The following is a 21,416-nucleotide window of genomic DNA, read 5'->3' on the forward strand; positions in this document are numbered from 1 at the left end:
CCTGACAGCCCACCGGATCGGCGCATCTCCGGGCCCGAACCGCCGGCCCGGGCATCGGCGTCACCCGACCACGGCCTCGATGGCTTCGCCGAGCCGCGCGACCGGGACCACCTCGAGATCGCCCACGCGGCGCGAGCGCGGCGCATTGGCCTTGGGCACGATTGCGCGCGTGAACCCGTGTTTGGCGGCTTCACGCAATCGATCTTCGCCGCCCGGAACCGGCCGAATCTCGCCGGCCAGGCCGATCTCGCCGAAGATGATCAGCTTTTCGCCGAGCGCCTTGTCGCGAAAGCTCGAGAGTGCCGCCAGCACCACGGCGAGGTCCGCCGCCGTCTCGGTCACCCGCATGCCGCCGACCACGTTGACGAACACGTCCTGATCGCCCAGTGCGATGCCGCCGTGACGATGCAGCACCGCGAGCAGCATCGCCAGACGCTGCGAATCGGGGCCGAGCGCCACCCGGCGCGGGTTGTGCAGCTGCGAGCCATCCACCAGCGCCTGCACCTCGACCAGCATCGGCCGCGAACCTTCACGCGTGACCATCACCGCGCTGCCCGGTACGGCGGTCTCGTGGCGCGACAGGAAGATCGCGCTGGGATTGGTCACCTGCTTCAGGCCGGCGCCGGACATGGCGAACACGCCGAGCTCGTTGACGGCACCGAAGCGATTCTTCACCGCCCGGATGACACGAAAACGCGACGACGCCTCGGCCTCGAAATACAACACGGTATCGACCATGTGCTCGAGCACGCGCGGCCCGGCAATGGTGCCTTCCTTGGTCACGTGACCGACGATGATCAGCGCGGTGCCGGTGGCCTTGGCGAAACGCACCAGCATGGAGGCCGACTCGCGCACCTGCGACACGCTGCCCGGCGCCGACGACAAGGCCTGGGAGAACACCGTCTGGATCGAATCAATCACCAACAGGCGCGGCGCCTGCGGCTTGGCCAGCGCCAGCACGCGCTCGACACAGGTCTCGGCCAGCACCGACAGGTCCGCATCCGCCACACCAAGGCGCTGGGCACGCAACTGGACCTGTTCGAGGGACTCCTCGCCGGTGTCATAGAGCGCCGGGATATCGGCCGACAGCTGGGCCAACACCTGGAGCAACAGCGTGGACTTGCCGATGCCGGGATCGCCGCCGATCAGAATCACCGAACCCGGCACCAGGCCGCCGCCGAGCACGCGATCGAGTTCGGACAGCCCCGTCGGCGTGCGCGGGGTCTCGCGCGGCTTGATCGCGTTGAGTTTCTGTACCTGCGGCGTGGTATCGCCGAACGACACCGGCGGCGCAGCCACGCCAGGCCTCGAAGGCGCCGCGGGCACGCTTTCGGTAAGCGTATTCCAGGCGCCGCAATCCGGACACTGACCCGACCATTTGGGCTGGGTCGAACCGCACTGATCGCAAACGAAAACAGTTTTGCTCTTGGCCATCGGGCGTCGCTCGGGGCTGGTTCGGTCGGGCTCGCGCACCGGCGCGAGCATCAACACAGCGTGGGCAAACGGGCATACTAGGCGCCACAACAACCGGGAGTACAGCGCTCGACCATGGTGGATCGCGAGGATTTCGAATTCGACAGCCGCGGCTCGACCTGCCGGGCCTGGTTCTATCCAGCACAGAACGAGTCGATGGAGGCCCCGGCCGGCGTGCCGGCCATCGTCATGGCCCACGGCCTGGGCGGCACCCGCGACGCCGGCCTGGAACCCTACGCCGCCACCTTCGCCAACGCCGGCTTTGCCGTGCTCGTTTTCGACTATCGCTATTTCGGTGCCAGCGGCGGCCGTCCGCGCCAGCTGCTATCGGTTTCCGCACAGCTGGCCGACTGGGCCGCGGCGATCGCCGCGGTGCGCGAAATTGCGGGTGTGGACGCCGACCGCGTTGCGCTGTGGGGTACGTCGTTCTCCGGCGGCCATGTAATCGCGGCGGGCGCCGCCGACAAACGGGTGGCCGCCATCAGCGCCCAGGGCCCGATGATGGACGGCCGCGCCGCGGTTTTTAACGTGCTGCGCCGCCATGGCCTGCGGCACATGCTGCGCCTGATCGTGGCGGGCCTGCGCGACAGCCTGGCCGATCTCGCCGGCGCCGAGCCTTACCGGATTCCGCTGGTCGCGCGCACGGGCGGGCTGGCGGCCATGACCACCGAGGATGCCTACGAGGGTTACCGGGCGATTGCCCCGGCGGACTGGCGCAACGAAATGAGCGCCCGCACGCTGCTCACGCTGGCGCTGTATCGACCCGGCCGCAAGGTCGGCCGTTTGCGTTGCCCCACGCTGATCCAGATCTGTGACCAGGACACGGTGGCACCGCCCGCAGCCGCGACTGCGGCCGCGGCCCGCGGCGGCGACCGCATCATCGAGCGCCACTATCGCATCGGCCATTTCGATATCTATCGCGGCGCCGGCTTTCGCCAGTCCAGCAGCGACCAGCTGACATTCTTCCGGCGCGCGCTGGCACCGCGCCGCCGCGACGACCCGGCCGCCGATGCCTGATCAGACGATCTCGACACTCACGCGCGCGGTCAGCCGGCAAAACAATTCGTAGGCGATGGTGCCGGCGGCCGCCGCGACCTCGTCCGCAGGCAGCCCCGGGCCCCAGAGCGTGACCCGGTCGCCCACGCCGGCCTCGGGCACCGCGCGCAGGTCGACCGTGATCATGTCCATCGACACCCGGCCGACCAACGCCGCCCGCACCCCGCGCACGAGCACGGGCGTGCCGGACGGTGCATGGCGCGGATAGCCATCGCCATAGCCGATACCGATCACCCCGACGTCCATGTCCTCCGGCGCGCGCCAGGTGGCACCGTAGCCGATCGGCTCACCCGCCACCACGCGGCGCCGGCTGATAATCGGCGCAGTCAGGTGCATGGCCGGCCGCAGGTCGTGATCGGCGGCCGTGGCATCGACCATGGGCGAGCTGCCGTACAGCATGATGCCCGGGCGCACGACGTCGGCATGGGCGGCCGGCCAGGCCAGCACGCCGGCCGAATTGGCGATCGAACGCTGGCCGTCGTGTTCGGCCGTGCCGCGGGCGAACGCGGCGAGCTGGCGCTCGGTCATCGGGTTCGACGGATCATCAGCACAGCCGAGGTGGGTCAGCCAGCCCACGCAGTGCACGTGGCGCATCTCCCGGAGGTGCGCGGCGACGGCCGCCGCCTCACCGGGGGCGAAGCCGAGACGGTGCATGCCAGAATCCAGCTTGATCCAGACCGACAATACCGGTCCGACATAATCGGCCAGCGCCGCTAGATGCGTGCGATCGAAGACCACCGGCCGCACGTCGTGTGCAGCCGCGAGCGCGCAGGCATCGACATCCAGCGGCTGCGATAACGTCATGATCGGCTGGGTAATCCCGCTCCAGCGCAGTTGCATCGCCTCGTCCAGGCTCGATACCGCAAAGCCGTCGGCCGCCGCGAGCGCGTTCGCGACCGTCGCCGCGCCATGACCGTAACCATCGGCCTTGACCGCGGCGTATACCTCGCAGCCCGGCGCCAGCGCGCGGACACGCTCCAGGTTATGCGCCAGCGCGGCGCGATCGATGGTCGCCAGCGCCCGCATCAGCTGTCCCCGGATCGGCGCGGCAGCGGCGCCCGCGGGTTGAAAGGCGAATCAGACATCGCTAGTCCATGAAGTCGTCGTCGTAATGTTCCTGCAGGTTCTCGAACCGCGTGAGATGCGACAGGAACGCCGTGCGTGCCGTGCCGAGCGGGCCGTTGCGCTGCTTGCCGATGATGATCTCGGCCACGCCCTTGTCCTCGGTGTTCTCGTTGTAGACCTCGTCGCGATAGACGAACAGGATCACGTCCGCGTCCTGCTCGATACCGCCCGACTCGCGCAGGTCGGACATGCGCGGGCGCTTGTTATCGCGCTGCTCGACCTGGCGGTTGAGCTGCGACAACGCGATCACCGGCACGTTGAGCTCCTTGGCCATGGCCTTGAGCTGACGCGAGATCTCGGAAATCTCGTTGGTGCGGTTTTCCTTCGTGCCCGGCACCTGCATGAGCTGTAGATAATCGACCACGACCAGACCGATATCGTGCTCGCGTTTCAGGCGCCGCGCACGGGCGCGCATCTCGGACGGCGACAGTCCGGCGGAATCATCGATGAACAGGCGGGCGTTCTCGTTCATGATGCCGATCGCGGATGTGATCTTGGGCCAGTCGTCCTCGGTCAGCCGGCCGGAACGCAGCCGGGTCTGATCCACCCGGCCCCAGGACGAAATCATGCGGATGACCAGCTGTTCCGCCGGCATTTCCAGCGAGAACACGGCAACCGGCACCTTCTCCTTGATAGCGATGTTCTCGACGATGTTCATCGCCAGCGACGTCTTGCCCATGGACGGACGCCCGGCCAGGATCAGCAGGTCCGCGGCCTGCAGCCCGTTGGTCATCTTGTCGAATTCGATCAGCCCGGTCGGCACCCCCGAGAACGAGCCCTCGTGAGCCACCAGCTCCTCGATGCGATTGACCGCCTTGGTCAGCAGCGAATTGAGCCCCTGCGGCCCTTCGCTGCCCTTGCGGCCCTGCTCGGCGATCTTGAAGATTTCCTGCTCGGCGACGCCCAGCACTTCCTCGGCGGTCTGGCCGGCCGGCTCGAACGCAGTCGAGGTGATCGTGTCGCCTGCGCGGATGAGCTGGCGCATGACCGAGCGCTCGCGCACGATCTCGGCATAGGCCTTGATGTTCGCCGCGCTGGGAATATCCGCGGCGAGATTGCCGATATAGGTCGCGCCGCCGGCCTTGTCGAGCAGGCCGTTGTTACGCAACCATTCGGTCAGCGTGACCAGGTCGCGCGGCTGGTTGGTGTCGGCCAGATCCGCCAGGCCGCGGTACAGGAGTCGGTGATCCTCGCGATAGAAATCGTTTTCGCTGATCGTGCCGGCGATGTCGTCCCAGGCTTTTTCGGACAGCAGCAAACCGCCGATCACCGATTGTTCGGCTTCGATGGAATGCGGGGGCAGCTTGGCTTCGGCCATGGGCGCGTGGCGTTCGTCGGTACGGGCGGCTCGCGCAGTTTACGCAAGCCGCGAGCCAAAAAAAAACGCCGCCCGAAGGCGGCGTTCATCGCGATCGGCAGAACCGTTGATTTACGGCTCTTCGCGCTCTCCGATCGGCGCATCGGCTTCGCTGGCCGAGGCATCGGCCGGCTCGCCAGCGTCCGCGACGCGCTCGCCCTCGACCTCTTCGGCCGCGGCGTCTTCTTCGGTGTTCTCGCTGATGCGCGCGGGCATGTTGATGCCCATATCGGTCTGCTGCGCGACCACGATTTCGATCTCGCAGACCACTTCGGCGTGCAGCGTCAACTCGGCATTGTAGTAGCCGACCTGACGGATGGTGCCCTCAGTCAGCGTGATCTCACGCGGATCCAGCTCGTGACCTTCCTCGGCGACGGCCTGGGCGATCTCCTGCGGGCCGACCGAGCCGAACAGCTTGCCTTCATCACTGGCGCGCATGGCGATCGTGAAGCTCTTGTTGCGCAACTGATTGGCCCGCAGCTTGGCGCGATCCTCGCGCTCCTGCGAGGCTGCCTGCAACTCGGCCCGACGCTCTTCGAAGACGGCCAGGTTGTTCCGGGTCGCCGGCAGGGCCATGCCCCGCGGGAAGAGATAGTTGCGGCCGTAGCCGGCACGCACCGAGACGGTGTCGCCGAGGTCGCCCAGATTGCGGATTTTCTGTAGCAGAATGACGTCCACTTGAGCGCCTCCTTACGACGAATGACGGTCGGTGTACGGCAGCAGCGCGAGGAATCGCGCACGCTTGACCGCGGTCGACAACTGACGCTGATAACGCGCCGCGGTGCCGGTGATACGGCTGGGTACGATCTTGCCGGTTTCGGTGACGTACTGCTTGAGGGTCTCGATGTCCTTGTAATCGATCTCCTCGACACCTTCAGCGGTGAACTTGCAGAAACGGCGACGGCGGAAAAAACGGGCCATGGGTGTGCTCCTTTAGCTGGCGGCCGGGGCCTTGCGGTCCTCGGACTTGCGATCGTCCGACTTCTCGGCGTTCTTGGCCAAGGGGGACGGATCGACGTCGGCCTTGTGACGGGCGATGACAAGATGACGCAGCACGGCGTCGTTGAACCGGAACAGGTCTTCCAGTTCCTCGCGCGCTGACTGCGAGCATTCCACGTTCAACAGCACGTAGTGCGCCTTGTGGATCTTGGTGATCGGATAGGCCAGCTGGCGGCGGCCCCAGTCCTCGTGGCGATGCACCTTGCCGCCGTCGTTTTCGACGACGCCGCGGTACTTCTCCACCATGGCCGGCACCTGTTCGCTCTGGTCCGGGTGGACCAGGAACACGATTTCATAATGTCGCATGATGTGTCCTTTCGGTTGAAAGCCCCCGGCGGTCGCCGTGGAGCAAGGAATCGCGACCCGTCGGCCGCGAGGCGCGCGATTGTAGTCGCTTGTCCGGGCACATGCAATGCAAACCGCCGCTAACGACGCCGGCGCACGGTCTCGAACAACGCAACCCCGGTGGCCACCGACACGTTCAGGCTTTCCATGCCGGCCGCCATGGGGATGGCAACGAGAAGATCGCAATGTCGGGCGGTCAGCTCGCGAATGCCCTTGGCTTCGCCGCCGGCCACCCACACCACCGGGCTCGGCAAATCGGCGTCGTAGAGCGATGTCTCCGCCGCGCCGTCAAGACCCACCACCCAAAAGCCCTCGTCCTGCAGCCGTTTGAGCGCCCGCGACAAATTCGTTACCGGCACGAACGGCACGCGCTCGGCGGCCCCGGCCGCCACCTTGCGTACGGACACCGTGAGCCCCGCCGCCCGTTTGCGTGGCGCGATCACCGCGGTCACACCGGCCGCGGCCGCGCTGCGCAGACAGGCCCCGAGGTTGTGCGGGTCCTGAACCTGGTCGAGCGCCAGAACCCAGGGATTGTCCGCGTCACGCAGCAAGCCCGGCAGCTCGGATTCCCGATATTCGCGCGGCGGCGCCACCTCGGCCACACAGCCCTGGTGGCGTACATCCGGCAACCACCCGTCCAGCCGTGACATGGGCGCGGTAGCAACCGGGACATCGAGCGCGCCAGCGCGCGCCGCAAGCTCTTCGGCGCGGCCGTTGCGCCGACCTTCGGCAAGCCACAGCCGGCGTATCGGCCGGCCGGATTCCAGAGCCGAGGCCACGGCGTGAAAGCCGCCGATCCATTCGTTGTCCGTGGGCTGCTCGCTCATCGGTCCAGTCCCGCCTGTATCCATTAAAAAAGCCCGGCAGCGCCGGGCTGTGCGATACCGTGCTCGGCCGAATCAGCCGTTGCCATTGCCGGTGTTTTCATACTTGGGATTGCCGAGATCCGGCGGCGCGCTGAAGGCGGCCTTTTCGTTGCCCTTGACGATCGGCTTGATCACGATCGCCACGCGCCGATTCTTGGCCCGGCCCGCGGCTGTGGCGTTCGATGCCACCGGCTCGGACTCGCCGCGCGCCCAGGTCAGCACGCGCTGCGAATTCACGCCGCGGCTTTCCAGAAACTGTGCGACCGCATCGGCGCGTTCCTTCGACAGCTTGAGGTTGTGCTGTTTGCTACCGGTGCTGTCGGTGAATCCGACCACATGGATCGCGGTCTTTTTATAGTTCTTGAGCACACTGGCAATGCTGTTGAAGGTGTTCTGTGCGTTCGGATTCAGGGTGGCGCTGTTGACGGCGAACGAGGCATCGCTGGCCACGCCGATCTTGAGCGTATCCTGATTCAACCGTTGGATATTGAGCTCATTGCGCGCCCTCTGAGCGGCCAGCTTCTTGTTCAGCTCCTGCTGCTGCTTATCCATGTAATGGCCGATGCCGCCGCCCGCCAATGCGCCCAGCGCGGCGCCGATGGCCGCATTCGTACCCGAGCTGTCACCGAGCTGGGACCCCAGCAAGCCACCCGCCACGGCACCGATACCGCCGCCGATCTCGGCACGGCGATTCGGATTGTTGGCACAGGCACTCAGACCCAGCGCCGCGGCAACGGCCAGGGCAATGACAATAGAACTCTTGTGGCGCGACATGACGGTATTTCCAAACAGATTGACAGGAAGCGGCGGCCGGACGATCAGGACCGTTTCGGCCGACGCTTGTTCGACCGCGATTTAGCCCCGCCGTTTCCACCGCGTGGCGATTTCTTCTGGCTGCGACTGCCGGCGGGCTTGTCGTCATCCCGGTCGACCGGTTCGAAATCGATCTTGCGCTCGTCCAGGTCGACGCGGGCGACCTTGACCTTCATCTTGTCGGCCAGGCGATAGACCCGCCCCGAGCGTTCGCCGCGCAGGCAGCGCGACTGGGCATCGAAATGATAGAAGTCGCTCGATAACGACGATACATGCACCAGGCCGGTGGCGGAAATGCCGTCGAGTTCGACGAACAGGCCGAAACCGGTGACGCCGGTCACGGTGCCGTCGAATGTCTGGCCGAGCGAATCGCGCATGTATTCGCACTTGAGCCAATCGTCGACATCGCGGGTTGCATCGTCCGCGCGCTGCTCGGCCTCGGAACAGATCTGGCCCAGCCGCTCCATGGCCGCCAGATCGTAATCGAAATTCTTCGGCGTGCCGCGCTTTTCCAGGTGCTTGATCGCACGATGAACCAGCAGATCCGGATAGCGCCGAATCGGCGACGTGAAGTGCGCATAGTATTCGAGCGCCAGCCCGAAGTGGCCGTCGTTGTGCGGCGAATAAACCGCGCGCTGCAGACTGCGCAGCATCACCGTCTGGATGAGGTGCCTGTCCGGACGGCCCTGCACCTGTTCGAGCAGGCGCGCGTAATCCGCAGCGTCCGGGTCGTTGCCGCCCGGCAACGCCAGGCCGCGTTCGGCCAGAAACGAGCGCAGATCGTCGAGCGCGCCGGCCGCGGGGCCGGCGTGTACACGATACGGCAGCGGCATCTTCTTCTTCGTGAGATAGGTTGCCGTGGCCACGTTGGCCGCGATCATGCACTCCTCGATAATACGGTGCGCGACATTGCGCTCGGCCGGCACGATGCGCGCGATCTTGCGATCTTCGTTGAAGATGATGCGCGTGGCCTGGGTCTCGAACTCGATCGCCCCCCGTTCGCGCCGCTGCTGCAACATCGACTCGTAAAGCCCGTGCAGATCGTTCAGCGGCTTCTTCAAGTCCCGATAACGCGACGGCAGGTTCTCCGGGTTCTCCAGCCAATCGGCGACCTGTTCGTACAGCAGGCGCGCGTGGGATCGGATCACCGCCGAATAGAATTTCGACGACTTCAGCTGGCCGGCGCGGTCGAGACGCATCTCGCACACCACGGCCAGCCGGTCCACCTCCGGATTCAGCGAACACAACCCGTTGGACAGCGCCTCGGGCAGCATCGGCACGACATGATCCGGGAAATACACCGAGGTCGCCCGGCGCTGGGCCTCGGCATCCAGCGGCGAATCCTTGTCGACATAATGCGAGACGTCCGCAATCGCGACCCAGAGCTTGAAGCCGCGCTGGGTCTTGCGGGCATAAACCGCATCATCGAAATCGCGCGCATCGGCGCCATCAATCGTCACGAACGGCTGATCGCGCAGGTCGACGCGCCCCTTCTTGTCCGCCTCGGCCACTTGGTCGCCGCAGGCACGCGCCTGTTCGAGCGCTTCCGGCGGCCATTCATGGGGAATCCCGTGCGACCGGATGGCAATGTCGATCTCCATGCCCGGCGCCATGCGATCGCCCAGCACCTCGACCACTTCACCCACCGGCTGGCCGCGCTTGGACGGCGGCTGCGTGATACGCACGGTCACGATCTGCTCGTTCTGTGCGTCCCCGCGGGCCTTGGCCGGCACGCGTATCTCGTGGCCGATGCGCGCATTGTCCGGCACCACGTGATACATGCCATTGTCTTCGACGAATCGCCCGATGACGGTGTCGTTCGCCCGTTCGAGCACTTCGGCGACCCGGCCTTCGCGCCGGCCGCGCGCATCCCGCCCGGTCACATGCACCACCGCACGGTCGCCATGCATCACCTGACGCATCTGGCGAGGGCTCAGGAACACGTCGTCGCCTTCGGCATCGTCGGGTATGAGAAAGCCGAAGCCATCGCGATGCCCCTGAACCCGGCCACGCACCAGGTCCATCTTGTCGATCGGCCCGAGCGCGCCACGGCGGTTTTCCAGCAGCTGGCCGTCGCGCAGCATGGCGCGCAGACGGTGATCGAATGCCTCGGCGGCATCACCGACCAGGGCGTAGTAGTCGGTCAGCTCGGCACGCGTCATCGGCCGGCCTTCCGTGGCCAGGTCATCCAGTACGAGTTGCCGGCTGGGCACGGGCTGGGCGTAGCTGCCCTGCTCGGACGAGAACTGCGGATCGCGGTCGCGCCAATCGTTCACGGGGCGTTTCTTTTCACTCAAAATATATCTCCATAAGCGCCCACGATACCGCAAAGACCCAACCGCAGAAATCGTTATTGACAAACCCCGACGTGGCGCCTAAATTACGCGCTCCTTAGCCGAGGTGGCGGAATTGGTAGACGCGCTAGCTTCAGGTGCTAGTGAGCTAACGCTCGTGGAGGTTCAAGTCCTCTCCTCGGCACCAGATACTCATCTAAGCCCTTGTTTTTACAAGGGCTTTTTTGTGCCTGACGCAATATTGACGCAATCGCTTTGTCGCATATCGGCCGCGATCGCTTTAGAAACGAATTTCGAAAAAATATTTGAAGCGGTCTATTTCCTGACGATTTCAGCGGCACATTTGCGCGCCCATTGCGCGCCCATGTAAGTTTGAGTCGTGGCCGGTCTTACAGAATCCCCCTGATTCTCCCCACCGCTACTAGCGGGCCTAGACCGGCCATTTTTTTGGCTTGTCGAACTGTATATTCGTACAGTACGATCGAGCCATGCCGAATCCCGGACACTCGCCGCGTGAATGGTACTGGCCCCTGTCGGACGACATGCGCATACGTGTCTGGCTGACTGATAGACCATTCGACCGGAAAAACGCACGCCTGCAAAAGCTCGTTGAGGGCGTCTGGCGCAACGCTGGCCCCTACGTGACTGGTGGGAGCGATCCCGAACTACTCGGGCGTCTGGTGCGCTCATATCGCGATGTGGCCGACATGATCGAGTCGAGATACAAGCATCCGGATGTGAAGGCGATCGACGATGGCTGTAGATTCTGCGGCTACTCACACCCGCGAATGTTGATAATCGATGGTCGCCTGTCGATCCACTGCCCAGCATGCTCCAACGGGCATCGGTCTGACATCAATATCGATTAGCCATTTGACGGCCATTTGACGGCCCGTACATCAACCGCCGTTTCGGCCGAATCGATATCATCTTTCAGAGTGAATGATGTCTGAAACGCGGCCTGTACCTGCGTCATCATGGTTGTGGCCAGCGTCATGAAATCGTCTTGTGTGAGCGATCGAGTAACATTGTCGGCATCGCGCCATTGAATAGTGTCGGGCGCTCTACCATTCGCGACAGCGGTTGCCATGGCGGCAATACGCGTTTGTGATAGTTCATCAGCATCATATCGAACACCATCAATGACAACGGGCAACGATGCAGCATTGTCGCGCCAGCCATTCACATCAACCTTTCGATCCGATTTAATGTCGTCTAGTGATTTGCCGACGACAAGAATGTCATTCGTTTGTGACATCGATTACGAACTCCTTTGGTAGCGCGGGAAAAATTCCTTGTGCAATCACGCGATATTTACCCGGTGAAGTGAACGCAATCGATTTCGATGCATTATCGCCATCGGCGGTGAATGACGCTGTTACTGGCCCCTTGATTTTCACAACGGTTCCATCATCCATTCCGGAAAACTCGATCGTGCTTGTACCGTCTGCCGCAACTGTGTTGCCGCTTGTGGTGCATGTGGTGTCAGGGCGTGGCTTGGGTGTGGGCGTGGTGCCGGAGGTGTCGATGTATTGTGTTTCGCTTGAAGCCCCTTCCGAGCATTGCACTTTTCTCCGCCCGTTCCTGCATTGCATTTCGGCAAACTTTTTTCGGTGTGCAAATTGAATAATGCGCCCGTCTTTATCGTATATTGCGTACAGCATGCCCCTATCTCTTAAAATGTTGGAACGATATGCTCGCATACGTGATTCTGTAGGCGTTGCCTTTAGGCATTGCGCTTATTTGAATTCCTAAACCAGCAGGGTCTTCTATATTTACAAACAGTGGTATAGAAAGCGAGCCAGACCCGTTGTTATCTACTACTGTCTGTTGGAAAATTACTGTGCCATTTGGGTACTTATCGGATATTTTTTTGATCGTTAAATCGATAGACACTGCATTATGGGCATCGAATATTGAATATAGCAGCAAACAGGTAACGACCAGTGGTGACGTGTTGTCCAACACCCCATTGTAGTTACCGAATGCGTTTGCGACGTAATCCGCTCTAAAAATATCTGTATATACCCCGGATGGAAAGCCGGACCCATTGGAATATGTGGTGTTTGAATATGAAAAAAGAGGCACTGTTATCGCATCACCAGCGACAACGATAGTGTCCACATATACAGTGTCGGTCGCGATTTTTCCGCCGTTGATGAGCGTTGTGTTGTTGGCGCTGGCCCACGCCGATGTCATCTGTTTTGCGGTGGCGGCATTCGACGCAACCGTAGCGGCAGGAGTGCCGTTTACATTGGCTGTGTCTGCTGAAGTGTTGCTTGATGTTTTATCTGCATTCGCCTGTGAAGGCTTCAGGTTTTCAACAGTCGTGCCATCGGCATATGAAATATCGACCGCATCTTTGACCATTGTGCGGCCAAGCTGAATCGCGCCGGAAGCATCGATGGTGAAGGCGGTTTCGACCCATGCATTCGGGTCTGAATCGACATCACCAGCATAAAGCTCGATGCCATTGCCTTCGCCTATGCCGGGGATGCCGACGCAAATATAAGCCGACCTATAGCGAAAATTGGATGAGCCGAAAATAGAGCGCGACCCGCCGCAGCGGTAAATAGCTGCTGGCAGGCCATTGGTCAATCGATGGTCTTGTGGCTCATCATATGTCCGGATAACAACGATCTTGCCACTGCCTAGCGCATTCAGGTCGTTCGCCATCGTCGTGGCGTTGCTTGCGTTCCCATACACGTCATAGATCGTGTGCGAGTCCCACGCACGGGTCGCGCGATCTAATACATCGACCCTATATGACCGACTGCTGCCACTGATCAATGTGCCCGCGGCGTCATAGAGGCCCGCTTCAACCGGCTGCGACGTGGCGCTGTTGCCCCTCGCGACAACACGGAACGTCAGGGGCTTGCCGGTGACTTGGCTGCCCCATGCGACGTTATCTTGGGTCGCAAGAGCCTTCTGGCCGATGACGCTCTTGGCGACATTGTTGTAGGTTTTGTCGGCCCCAGCTTCAGCAACGGCCTTACCTACCCCTGTTTTCACATCGTTGGCGGTGTTTGAGCCCGTTACATCGGCGCCGGCCTGAGCCGGGGCATTGGCTGTTTGGAGCGCATCAATATAGGCGCTTCCAGTCAGTAGCGAGACCGCCACTTCGTCGATGATTACGCCATTGCCTGCGCCGCTGGTGTCAGCCCAGATACTGATCGAATCGACCCCACCTCCGTTAGGCATAGGCACGTCATAGACGAAGGAATACGGCGCGTAGGAGGTCGTTGGCGTGAATCTGTGCCAGCCAGAATTGCCAACTTCTTCCGTGGAGTAGGCTACGGCAAACTCCGTTGATGCGGAGGCCGAAGGCTGCTTTGCATAGACTTGGATAAGTATGGGTTGCCCAGCAAAGCGAAGCGCGATTTGGGCCGGGATGTATATGCTAGCGGCCCCTGTCGTGAACGGGGTCGGACTGGTGCTTGTGGACGTAAATAGCCCGGCTTGCGCACCAGAAAATGAATCTGTGCTGGCCGTTATCGTGTTCCCGCTCGCGACAGCCCAGTTGTTAAATGTACTGCCCTCAAAGCCATTGAAGAATCCGTTAAACGAGGCGCTTTCGATGTCGGAGACATTCAGACTGCCAACAGCGGCAGTGTTGGCGGATGTATTCTGGCTTGTCTGATCTGCCTTGTTCCAAGACCCCCATGTGGTCTCATTCACACTTTGGCGTACAAAAATGCCGTTATCGCAGTGAACGGCCTGCGTGAGTGGCCCGCCACTTGAATCACTCCACTGCGCGTGCGTGATAAGCGTGCAGTATTGGCTTCCAACCTGCGCCGACGTCAGGCCAATCGAGGTGGCGTATTTGAATTCAGATACGACTTGTACGCCGTAATTGGTTCGATACCACGACGGGGGCTGGTTGTCGTTTCGTGTATCGGTGATACTGATCGATTTTGCAGCGTTGTCTTTCGTGACATCTGCGTTATCAGTCGGCTTCCCCGCCCCAGCGACCTGCGTCTGCCAATCGGCGGTGCCCGAGAGCGAACCGATCGTGATTCCACTTGTCTCGATATAACTGGCTTTTAACTCACCGTTATTGTTAACAAGAAAATTTCCCGATCCATCGACAAGTTTGTTGAATGTGACTGTGCCGATTAACGCTTCATTGATGATAACCTTGCCGTCTTTCTCAATGAACGCATAGGTTGCGTTAGCATCAGGCGAGCCAATCGCAAAGTCATCGACGTTAAAAATTGCTGACGATGTATCGCCGTTTAGACCTAAGCCAAAACCGCTATAAATGTTTTTGCCGTCTGCTGTCTGACCCTGCAACCGAACGGTCCAAAGCGAGGAAACTGTGTCGGCATCGGCTTTGGTCGATAGCGTTTCACTGATTCTCTGACTCACCGAACCGTCTGTGTCTGCATCCGCAGTGATCAAATGGATCGGCTCTAGTAGCGAATTCTGTAAATCGCTCTGGCTGATCGAATTCGAAAGGTTCTTAAGTACCGCGCTAGGACTATTCTTCGTCGTGACCGAGCGCGTGTACCAATCTGAATAGCCGTATTTGTTAACCGCGCGAACGTAGTAGAAATATTCAGTCTCGGGCGTTAGATCGCCATCGGTGAGACTCGAGCCCTGACCGATAAACGCGGCTTGTGCCTCAATATTGCTAGCGTCGAGTTGCACCCCCGAACGATAAAACTCATAGACGGTGGCGGGCTGTCCGCCTTGTGGCGTCAGTGTGTTAGCAAACGTGCCGATCTGAACATCAACATCGGTCGGCTTCTGCGGCAACCGTCCAGTTACGGTGTAATCGTATTGATAGACCCATATCGACACTCGACCGTTTTCTGAGACTGAGCGAATCCGAATTGTGAGTACGTCACCCGGATTGAAGCCGGTGAAATAAGCCACGCCGTCTTGTGCGCGCGCAGTCGCGTACTTAGATTGATCTGCGGTCTTGGCCTGCACCTCGATGTAGGCGGTGTGTACTGGCCCGCTCATGGCCTGCACGTTGACCGCGACACGCCACGTCAACGAACCATCATCATTTTCGACTGAAACACTCGCATCACTGATGACATCGGTGATCTTCGGTGTTGCTGGTGGATAGTTGCCCGGATCGCTCGGTTGTGTGATCTTCGGTTCGAAAACCGGAATGTCGCCCTCTAGTGCATCCAGAATGTTAGGCGCGGCGGGCTCACATGTGATCGCTGCTTTCTGTTCCGATTTTCGATCGATCTGAGTGACTTTTAACGGCGTCGTGATCTTGCCCGTTTCACCGAATGCGAATAAATCACCCGGCGCAATGTCATTGACGGTCGTATCGATCGGCGTGGTGAACGTTAGGTCATATGAACCGGGACTATTGGTGTCGACCTGTGCAACGAATCGTTGACCGTCTGATGTATCGAATCGACAGCCATAGGTCGCAACATCCATCGGCAGAAACTCATCGGCCGTAAACCCGGTAATATCGCCTGTGTCGTTGGTCGCAACATCCAGCACGCGGCCCGTTGCCAATCCAACTAGAATCTGTTGTGACTGAAAGTCAATAGTGTCGCCGCGATCGAAATGAAGGTGATCAAAATCGATCGCGAACGAATGCGACTCGATGCCGCGCAGACGCTGATTGGCTAGGTGATAGCGGCCGAAATTATATGCCTGATCACTGCTGATACATCCGGGCGCATCAACACTCGCGAATATCTCGGCCGTGTCGACCGATTCGCCATCGTCATAAACGATGATCTCGTCATCTTCCCAAGTGTCAGAATTCGTAAATCTGACCTTTAGCCCTTCTGGCGGGTTATAAGCGCTTAGACTGTAGGAATACTCAGAATAAAGACGCGGCGTGACCAACATGACCGGATCGGCCGGCACATCGGGAATTATGCGAATCGTAGTATCTGAATTGACGCTGTAGGTAGCACGCCCGGCATCTGTGACGTGTGATAGACGGTCGAGCGTGGTCCGACTGTCGTCGAATAGAACGTCGTAGTTGAGATTAAAATTATCCGGTTCGTTGTCGTTCGCCCATTTGACCAACGCATTTAGATCGAGCGAAGTTTTATCAATCGGCTTGCGATTGGCATTGCCGGTCATGATCTCGGCAAACGCCCATGCCGGATTTCGTGTTGTCTGCTCGGTCCATTCGCTATTTGCCGCGTCGTAGACCGGAAGAACGCTTGTCCCCTGCACCGAAAGTTTCGAAACACGGCCGTTAAGCTGGTCGGTCGCCTTGATGCGCATCGACATCACGACAACATCATCGACATCAAAGACTTTGCGCTTGCGGATTGTGCGAAGTGCCGACCATGTGACGGCCGTGGAAGGCTTGCCGTCGACGTTGTGATAGTTCGTGCTGACTCGCGTCAATCGAACGTCATACTTGCCCTTCGGCAAATCAGGAATTCGGCACGATTGCCGAGCGGTCTTACCGTCGCCCTGAATCGAAAACGTCTTTGATTGCCAGTCACCAGACGAGCCGTTTAGACGCCACTCGACCAAGTAATTGACCAAGCAACGGGTAAAATCCCCGTGTTTATTGACGCAATATAGTTGTCCGGTTAAATCAATCGTGATTTCTTCGGCGTCATCCTCGGTCGTGCGGACGGTCGAATCACCATCGGCGACGATGCCGTATTTTCCGCCGTTCAGCTTTCCAACGTCTGATGTTGTTTTCCAGTCGGGTTGATCCTCGATGATCTGATCGGTATACAGCGTCATCTGATCGGCTGTACCGATTTCGAACTGCGCCTCGTCGTATTCGGCAATATCGGTTTCGCCGATCAATATCGGACGCTGACCGTCGATATCGCTCAACGTGGTTTGCTCGGTGATCTTGTCGTGGCCCTTGCCGACGATCTGACCGCCGATGTTCATTTTCCCGTGGGATAGGACGAAAAATTGTCTTAGGTACTGGTCGTCGCCTGCCGTCTCGGTGTACGGCTTCGCAGTCATTGGGATAACGGGATAGAACCGACGACGACCGAACAATCGAGGAATCGGCTGATAACTCGCGATCTGGTTCTGTGTGCCGGTTAACTGGTTGAGAGATTGGAAGGACTGCCCGCCGTTCTGCGACGGTGTTTTCGGGGCGAAAAGTAGGTTTGTCGCGATGCCACCGACGACACTGATAGCAACCGATGCAGCAATGCCGACCCATGTTGTGGCGGCTGATGCTGTGGCCCCTGCTGCAATCGCCACGATCGCTGATGCAATAGCAGCATCCGCAATCCGCCGAATCTCTAAGTGCGTGCCATCTTTGAATCGCACCGAATCGTGTAGATGCGACGGCACGACCCGACCATCCGCCAACACAGAAACGGAGTAATCCGCGCCTATAATCTCGCGAACGGTTTGATTGGGTTTTGCCTCGGCTTGGATCAACTCCGCCTGTTCGGACGGATGATCATAAAAATCGATTGTGATCATTCGGCTTTTGTTATTGTTATTCGGTCTTCACGTATTTATTCAAAACCCGATTTAAGCCGTTCAGATATCGACGCGATAAAAGCCTTGGATCGAATTCCTATATTCGTTTCGGTTGATATCCGAAACCATGGCCGCGCCAAGGTCACGCGAACAGTGCATAAAACGCTCGTGATCGACCATATAACCGATGTGCCATTCGCTTGAATGCATCAATACGAAGTCCCCCTCTTTTGGTGCTTTGATCTCGTATTGATGATCGATAAGCCAAATGTTGAATTCCTCAACACTCATCGGCTCTAGTCCGCGCTCTTGCTCGCAAACGTGTTTTACGAATTCGAGGCAACCGTGATTTTGCGAGTACGGACGACCGAGATAGTCGCGAACGTTCATGATCCAGCGTTTGCCGGGCTAATCTGTTGCGACGGGAACGTGTCCGATAGAGCGGACGCCATGAACGTTCCGGTTAGCGTGCAACTCGTGAACCCGTCTGTATCCATGTTCGAGAATTTGAATGTCGATGGACCGTATTTGATATCGCTGGGGTTAGCGGCATCGACCATGCGGAATCGCAATAGCACATCGTCTTTCTGGCCTGCGACCTTTCGAAGCTCTTGAATGATTCGAGTATCAACCGTGTCGCAACTAAACTTGATCTGTGGCGGCTTAGTTTCGCTCGCTGATAACGTGGTTAACTCGAACGGGAATCGCTGGAATGTTCCCCATGGCGTTTCAAGATCATTTTCATCGGCCACAAGTCGAACCGTTTCATTTGCTGTCACGACTTCGAGCAATTGAACGATAATTTGTGCGCTTGATTCAGCAACACGAGCCTGTAATTCACTTTGGGTGATCCTCATGGCATCACCTCAAGATTCATCGATACTTTAAAAAGATCGTTCGATAGCGCTGACATGCTTGGTGCATTGGACACATCAAACCGAATCACGGCCGAATCACCTGTGATCGGATGTTTCCAAGTGAACGGAAGCACGCCCTGTGCAAGTGTGGTCTTATAGAAGTCGCGGAAGGTCACGTATTGCGCGCGGTTCAGCGTGATCGAACCCGAGAACTTTTCGGGCGATGCGGTCGATATTCGACGTTGAAACGCCGGACCCATGGAAACCGACGATCGAATAGAACCGGAACCGAAGCCGGTATTGAACGAACTGATTTCTACGTTTTGCGGGAGTGAATCAGGCCAAGACGCCATTTATTATTTTTGTATTTGAATCCTCAGATATTTATCGATTTTTAGATTCCAGACAAAAACGCCCGCGCGAAGCGGGCTGTTAAACCTGATTTATGATTATAGTTTTATGTCACGGCTTGCTGACGACCAAATGCATATGGCCTCATCACCTCATCCATATCACCCGACTGCACCATGCGATGCATCGCATTTTTGATTTGAATGTCGATGATGTCCTGTCCGTTCGGGCCTCGACGTTTCGTCTGCTGTACCTGCGAGCCGTTCTGATTGATGATGTTGACCTGTGTACCCCCGCATGACGATCCACCACCCGAGAAGGCGTTATTAGGGACGACTGTCCCAGCTTGACGCGGTACGAACAATTCCGGGCCACGCTCACCCACTACTGAGGCTTTGTTGACTGGCGGATTCCCGCCACTGGCGAAGAAACCGCCGAACATGCCGCCGATCTTGCCGAGCAACGAGCCCGCATCGGACATGAATCCGCCTGACGTTTGGCCGGAAAACTTGGACATGAGAGAGCCAATCAGGCCGCCTGATCCTCCCGCCGAACCGCTGCTATCACCACCACCACCGAACAGTTTTTCATTCAGCTTGGCAGCAACGGCTTGCTCGCCCATCTTCTCGACCATGCCCGCCCAACTGCCGAGAATGCCCTTGAAGTTGCCTGTTAGGGTTTCGTGCAACGTGTCACCAAGCGCGCTCTGAATGTTGTCTTTCGCCATCTTCGCGAATTCGGACATACCGAAAACGCTCGACTTGAAAGCGTCTGTGTTCTTTTGGTAACGCGTCTTCAACTCGTCAAGCATCTTGTCACGCTCTTGGCCTGTGATCTGTGATCGATCGGCCGCACGATTTATCAAATCGATGTTGGTCTGATATTCCTCATTCAATGCGGCGATCTTGTCTTTCACGCTCGCGTATTGTGTTAGCGATTTAGTGAGCGAATCGAGTTTGTCTTTGTCGATACCTGCGTACGATTTGATTTCGATCTGTGCCGGAATCTTCACGGTCTTTGGATGCGACTTGCTCGTCGTCGTTACAGTCGGCAAATTAGCCGGGGCTTTGCCCTTGACTTTAACTGTCTTTCCGGGTTTTCCGGCTGGTGCAATGCTGGAATCAGCCTTAGCCTTAGCCTTAGCCTTGGCCTTCTGGATCGCTAGCTGTCCCTCTAGGACGTTCAACAAATCTTTCTGTTGCTGAATTTTCTTAGGGAATTGCCTTGCTCCCTGCGAACTCTCTAATGCGTTGATTGTCGAACGCAAACTATCGACACGAGCCTGTAGTTTCTCGATCGCGGTCTGATGTTTTTTGCCCGCCAAATACTCGAAAAAATCCTTAACCTTGCCGTATAGCTTTGCAACTTCGGTCGCCGCGCCCTTGACAACCGATGCGATTTGCTCGAACCGGGTTTTCATGTCGCTTAGTGCTTTCTTCACCGGGCCTGTGTTGATCAATGCACTGATCCCTTGCAGGATATCGCGCAACACGATCAAACCGCCCTGTATCAATTTCTCAGCGGCAATGAGCGTCCCGGTCAATAACTCGACCAACAGCTTTAGACCTTTCTTCATCACACCTGTTGAAAGAATCTGGCCAATGATCGTGAAGTTCTTTTCGACGACTGGAAGCACGGCCGATGTGATCTTGTCCATGATGTCGAAAACGCCATGCAAGACCTTCTGAAATCCGTTCGATCCCATGATATCGCGCACTTTCTCGAATGCTGGTGCGGTGCGCGCTAATAGCTGTGCGGCAATGTTCAAAAACATTGTTTTGATGGGCAACAGCGCTTGATTAGTGCGGGCTAGAGCGTCGTTTAGGTCTTTGCTTGTGACGCCACCGAATTTCTCAGCGGCCGCGCTCGCTTCTTTCAATCCCTTGGCATTGTTGGTTAGAAGCGGCCCTAAGTCGGATAGGTTCGACGCGATCGACTCTAGGATATTGACCTGTTGGGCTTTCGGTAGTCCCGAAATGGCCTTGCCGATATCCTCTAACTGTTTTACCGGGCCTTCCTGTACAAGCTTTTTGGCCGACAGACCAACCGAATTCAGCATCTTTTCGAGCGATCCACCGTTCGCAGCGGCATCGCCTAGATGGTCGCCCATGTCTCTGATGATGTCCGTGGCCTCACCTTCGGCACTGATGGACTTCATCGCATATTGCAGTTTTTGCACCTGCGCAACAGTTGTGCCGTTTGCCTTTGCAAAGTTCTGCAATTTCACGATTGTTTCGCCGAGCGTGTCAGCAAGACCAACAGCACCCGCCACAACAGCGGCAAAAGCTGCAACAGCGATCTTCGAAAACTCTTTGAACGCAACGCCGATCTTTTTAAGGCGCGCTTTCGCTTTCTTCGCGAATGTTCCGATCTTCTTTTGTGTCTGTTCGAACTTGGAATCAAGTTCAGTCGAATCGGCCCCCAACTTGACTAGCAACCGACCTACGATGCTCTTACTAACGGCCATCGACGAAACCTA

18 protein-coding genes and 1 tRNA gene are annotated in these 21,416 nt (G+C 58.8%); 3 read left to right on the forward strand and 16 right to left on the reverse strand.

The annotated features are described in order from the left end of the window. Positions 1-60: 60 nt before the first annotated feature. Positions 61-1,434, reverse strand: a complete 1,374-nt coding sequence (gene radA, locus SALB1_RS17035) for a DNA repair protein RadA (RefSeq protein ID WP_109995516.1) — start codon at positions 1,432-1,434, stop codon at positions 61-63. Between the two features lie 114 nt (positions 1,435-1,548). Between radA and SALB1_RS17040 the strand changes: the two genes are divergently transcribed. Beyond that, entirely contained in the window at positions 1,549-2,490 is a 942-nt protein-coding gene (locus SALB1_RS17040) for an alpha/beta hydrolase (RefSeq protein ID WP_109994933.1), read from the forward strand. On the opposite strand, the gene alr is transcribed toward SALB1_RS17040, so the two are convergent. The 8 genes from alr to rnr all read right to left on the reverse strand — a co-directional run bounded on the left by alr (position 2,491) and on the right by rnr (position 10,310). Continuing rightward, entirely contained in the window at positions 2,491-3,555 is a 1,065-nt protein-coding gene (gene alr, locus SALB1_RS17045) for an alanine racemase (protein WP_109994934.1), read from the reverse strand. A gap of 61 nt (positions 3,556-3,616) precedes the next feature. Beyond that, on the reverse strand, positions 3,617-4,972 hold the full coding sequence (dnaB, locus tag SALB1_RS17050; RefSeq protein ID WP_109994935.1) for a replicative DNA helicase: 1,356 nt from the start codon (positions 4,970-4,972) through the stop codon (positions 3,617-3,619). Between the two features lie 111 nt (positions 4,973-5,083). Further along, a complete protein-coding gene (gene rplI, locus SALB1_RS17055; RefSeq protein ID WP_109994936.1) occupies positions 5,084-5,689 on the reverse strand; it encodes a 50S ribosomal protein L9 in 606 nt (201 codons plus the stop codon). A 12-nt stretch (positions 5,690-5,701) separates the two neighbouring features. Next, complete coding sequence (gene rpsR / locus SALB1_RS17060; protein ID WP_006914321.1) at positions 5,702-5,932, reverse strand: 30S ribosomal protein S18; 231 nt, start codon at positions 5,930-5,932, stop codon at positions 5,702-5,704. 12 nt (positions 5,933-5,944) lie between these two features. Beyond that, positions 5,945-6,316: a 30S ribosomal protein S6 gene (gene rpsF / locus SALB1_RS17065; protein WP_109994937.1), complete on the reverse strand. Its 372-nt coding sequence runs from the start codon at positions 6,314-6,316 to the stop codon at positions 5,945-5,947. A 119-nt stretch (positions 6,317-6,435) separates the two neighbouring features. Continuing rightward, positions 6,436-7,182 (reverse strand): 23S rRNA (guanosine(2251)-2'-O)-methyltransferase RlmB, encoded by a 747-nt coding sequence (gene rlmB, locus SALB1_RS17070; RefSeq protein ID WP_109994938.1) that lies wholly within the window; start codon positions 7,180-7,182, stop codon positions 6,436-6,438. 72 nt (positions 7,183-7,254) lie between these two features. Beyond that, on the reverse strand, positions 7,255-7,995 hold the full coding sequence (locus SALB1_RS17075) for an OmpA family protein (RefSeq protein ID WP_179950684.1): 741 nt from the start codon (positions 7,993-7,995) through the stop codon (positions 7,255-7,257). A 44-nt stretch (positions 7,996-8,039) separates the two neighbouring features. Beyond that, a complete protein-coding gene (rnr, locus tag SALB1_RS17080) occupies positions 8,040-10,310 on the reverse strand; it encodes a ribonuclease R (protein ID WP_255414444.1) in 2,271 nt (756 codons plus the stop codon). A gap of 118 nt (positions 10,311-10,428) precedes the next feature. Here rnr and SALB1_RS17085 point away from each other — a divergent pair. Together SALB1_RS17085 and SALB1_RS17090 are read left to right on the forward strand one after the other, a co-directional pair. Continuing rightward, a tRNA-Leu gene (locus SALB1_RS17085) sits at positions 10,429-10,515 on the forward strand. Between the two features lie 301 nt (positions 10,516-10,816). Beyond that, positions 10,817-11,197 carry a hypothetical protein gene (locus tag SALB1_RS17090; protein ID WP_179950685.1) on the forward strand — a complete coding sequence of 127 codons (381 nt, stop codon included), beginning with the start codon at positions 10,817-10,819 and terminating at the stop codon, positions 11,195-11,197. On the opposite strand, the gene SALB1_RS17095 is transcribed toward SALB1_RS17090, so the two are convergent. The 7 genes from SALB1_RS17095 to SALB1_RS17120 form a co-directional block, all read right to left on the reverse strand. After that, the gene (locus SALB1_RS17095; protein WP_109994940.1) at positions 11,194-11,586 is read right to left on the reverse strand and encodes a DUF4376 domain-containing protein; all 393 of its coding nucleotides are present in this window, start codon (positions 11,584-11,586) and stop codon (positions 11,194-11,196) included. The genes SALB1_RS17090 and SALB1_RS17095 overlap by 4 nt on opposite strands. Then, positions 11,570-11,992 (reverse strand): hypothetical protein, encoded by a 423-nt coding sequence (locus tag SALB1_RS18860; protein WP_145961359.1) that lies wholly within the window; start codon positions 11,990-11,992, stop codon positions 11,570-11,572. Before SALB1_RS18860 ends, SALB1_RS17095 begins: the two co-directional genes overlap by 17 nt. Before the next feature lie 4 nt (positions 11,993-11,996). Beyond that, positions 11,997-16,157: an interleukin-like EMT inducer domain-containing protein gene (locus tag SALB1_RS17100; RefSeq protein WP_370453264.1), complete on the reverse strand. Its 4,161-nt coding sequence runs from the start codon at positions 16,155-16,157 to the stop codon at positions 11,997-11,999. A gap of 1,632 nt (positions 16,158-17,789) precedes the next feature. After that, the gene (locus SALB1_RS17105; protein ID WP_145961360.1) at positions 17,790-18,119 is read right to left on the reverse strand and encodes a hypothetical protein; all 330 of its coding nucleotides are present in this window, start codon (positions 18,117-18,119) and stop codon (positions 17,790-17,792) included. Continuing rightward, positions 18,116-18,586: a DUF1833 family protein gene (locus tag SALB1_RS17110; protein WP_109994943.1), complete on the reverse strand. Its 471-nt coding sequence runs from the start codon at positions 18,584-18,586 to the stop codon at positions 18,116-18,118. Before SALB1_RS17110 ends, SALB1_RS17105 begins: the two co-directional genes overlap by 4 nt. After that, a complete protein-coding gene (locus tag SALB1_RS17115; protein ID WP_145961361.1) occupies positions 18,583-18,939 on the reverse strand; it encodes a hypothetical protein in 357 nt (118 codons plus the stop codon). Before SALB1_RS17115 ends, SALB1_RS17110 begins: the two co-directional genes overlap by 4 nt. Before the next feature lie 104 nt (positions 18,940-19,043). Further along, positions 19,044-21,404, reverse strand: a complete 2,361-nt coding sequence (locus tag SALB1_RS17120; RefSeq protein WP_109994945.1) for a hypothetical protein — start codon at positions 21,402-21,404, stop codon at positions 19,044-19,046. Between the last annotated feature and the right edge of the window lie 12 nt (positions 21,405-21,416).

Source organism: Salinisphaera sp. LB1, assembly GCF_003177035.1.
Taxonomy (GTDB): domain Bacteria; phylum Pseudomonadota; class Gammaproteobacteria; order Nevskiales; family Salinisphaeraceae; genus Salinisphaera.